The organism is Synechococcus sp. H55.9 (assembly GCF_047462355.1).
Classification (GTDB): Bacteria; Cyanobacteriota; Cyanobacteriia; order Thermostichales; family Thermostichaceae; genus Thermostichus.
On the sequence record NZ_JANSJB010000154.1, the window covers coordinates 1,279 to 2,889 of the forward strand.

Sequence of the window (1,611 nt, forward strand, 5' to 3'; positions counted from 1 at the left end):
TCGAGCGGCTGGAGCGGGATCCCGATGTGTTGGACACCTGGTTTAGCTCCGCTCTGTGGCCTTTTTCCACGCTGGGCTGGCCGGAAGAGACAGAGGACTTCAAGCGCTACTACCCCAATTCCCTCATGTCCACGGGCTTCGACATCATCTTTTTCTGGGTGGCCCGCATGGCCATGATGGGAGTGCAGTTTACCGGCCAGATCCCCTTCAAGGATGTCTACATCAACGGCCTGGTGCGGGACGAGCAGGGGGCGAAAATGTCCAAGTCCAAGGGCAACGGCATCGATCCCATCGAGCTTTTGGACAAATACGGCACCGACGCCCTGCGCTACGCTCTGGTTAAAGAAGTGGTGGGGGCAGGGCAGGATATCCGCCTGGCCTACGACCGCAAGACCGGCGAGAGCGCCAGCGTGGAAGCAGCCCGCAACTTCGCCAACAAGATCTGGAACGCCTCCCGCTTTGTGCTCCTGAACCTGGAGGGGCAGACCCCCGCCCAACTGGGATCCCCTGCCCCCGCAGCGCTGGAGCTGGCCGATCGCTGGATCCTGTCGCGACTGCACTCCGCGGCCACCCAGGTTATCGAAGAGCTGGAAGCCTACGGCCTGGGCGAGGGGGCGCGGCTCTTGTATTCCCTGATTTGGGATGACTTCTGCGACTGGTACATCGAGCTGGCCAAGCCGCGGCTGCGGGGAGAAGACCCGACCTCCAAGCGCACGGCACAGCAGGTGTTGGCCACTGTGCTGGAGACCATCCTCCGGCTGCTGCACCCCTGGATGCCCCACGTCACCGAAGAAGTCTGGCAGCTCCTCACCCAGGCCAACCAAGCCACCTCCATCTCCGTCCAGCCCTATCCCGCCCCTGACCCTAACTGGGTTGACCCTCAACTGGAGCGGGAGTTCGGCCTGGTGATCCAGACCATCAGCAGCTTGCGCAACCTGCGGGCAGAGGCTGGCCTTAAGCCCCATCAAACCATCACGGCTCTGCTGGTTACCGAGGATCCCGACGAGCAGCGGATCCTCACCGCCGCTCAAGCCTACATCCGCGATCTGGCCAAGGCCGAGTCCCTAGAAATTACGGGATCCCTGGCCACGGAGCCCAAGCAGGTGGCGGCTGCCGTAGTGGGCACGGTGCAGGTGCTGGTGCCCTTGGCGGGGCTGGTGGATGTGGAGGCGCTGCGGGCTAAAGTGCAAAAAGATCTGGCCAAGCTGGAAAAAGAGGCTCAAGGGATCCGCGCCCGCCTGGAGAACCCCAGTTTCCTCAGTCGGGCCAACCCGGAAGTGGTGCAGGCTAGCCGCGAGCAACTGGCGGAGCTGGAGGCCCAGATGCAGCTCTTGCAAGCCCGCCTGGAAAAGTTGGGCTAGGGCAACGGGGAGCGCTCTCCTTTGGGGCTCTTGACCTGGGCAGCCGAATAGCACCGGCTATTTTGCTATTTTTGTGCAAGGGGAGTGACCATCCCCCATCTCTGTGTTATGATGAAAATTAACTCGAGATAAATGTCGGTTGTAGCGTTCGGTTCTTCTGGTCTTGACGGGTTTTCACGTTTTGTATTGGCAGACGGCTCTCCGAATATCTCGCCCTTTGTTCCTCTCTCTTTCGGAGATCGTCGATGTC

1 pseudogene is annotated in these 1,611 nt (G+C 61.1%); it reads left to right on the forward strand.

Annotation, left to right across the window (positions count from 1 at the left end):
• A pseudogene (locus tag NW857_RS12670) lies at window positions 1–1,361 on the forward strand (class I tRNA ligase family protein); the annotation flags it as partial.
• Window positions 1,362–1,611: the final 250 nt, after the last annotated feature.